1 protein-coding gene and 1 pseudogene are annotated in these 958 nt (G+C 36.8%); both read right to left on the bottom strand.

The genetic code is table 11. The annotated features are described in order from the left end of the window. Positions 1–64: 64 nt before the first annotated feature. Complete coding sequence (locus tag AC1DTM_RS28715; RefSeq protein ID WP_477001517.1) at positions 65–688, bottom strand: Pr6Pr family membrane protein; 624 nt, start codon at positions 686–688, stop codon at positions 65–67. Between the two features lie 20 nt (positions 689–708). Then, positions 709–958: pseudogene (locus tag AC1DTM_RS28710) on the bottom strand (serine hydrolase domain-containing protein); the annotation flags it as partial.

The raw sequence follows: 958 nt of genomic DNA, 5'->3' as shown, positions 1-958 counted from the left end.
CAAATAAACCCCTCTGTTTTAAGTAAAACAGAGGGGTTTATTCATACACATTTAATAATGAAAGTTATTGTTTTAAACTTAAAGATCGATTCCCTAACACTTTCACCAATCCGCAAATAGCTCCAATTACAACCGCTATTCCGATACTATATAAAAGTACTCTACCATATCCACCTATTCTCGGATCGAGAAACGGATATGGGTRCCAATTCACGAATGGACCGCGTATTAAGCTATAGACAACATATAAAAGCGGGAAAACAAGCCAACTCGCAGCCTGTTTCCGTGTAATGGTCTTTGTAGGTGGATTTATAACCCAGTCTAAAATCATCGCTAATGGCATGATGTAATGAAGCACAGTATTTACCCACGGTATTGCTGTTTGAAGTGACTCTTCTAATCCCCTTAATAACAAAAAATAAATAAGTCCTGTTGTCAGTATATATACTGTAGCTGCGCCGCGAAGAACTCCAAACTGCTCGGAACGTCCGAATGTGGCTGTCCCCACGCTACTTAATAGTAGAATTACCGCCACTAAAATATTACTTTCAATTGTGAAGAAACTAAAAAAATTAACTGGATTGAACGGTTTCACTTGTGCTCTTGTAACAAATTGAGTAATAAGTGCACTAAACGTTAGAAGACTTAATAACATTCTATAAATCGCTATCATTTTTGCACTTCTCATAAAACACCTCATTTCTCTTCTTATTTATGATTAGAATTCTCTTTTATATGCTCTATAAATAACTTTAATGGTACGAGGCCACGTTTCGGCATGTGACTACTAATAACCGCTACGAGCTCTAACTGCGGAATGATAATAATGTATTGTCCTCCGTATCCCATAGCAAAATACATACAATACGGTATGTGAAATCTTTCGTTATGTAATACCCACCAGTGATACCCATATGACCCGACATGTTCATACGTTTCAAATAGAGCTGTACTTGAT

This window comes from Bacillus sp. P4_D3, assembly GCF_056401855.1.
Note: the sequence above shows the minus strand (reverse complement) of the source record. Positions and strands in the feature narration are given on the sequence as shown.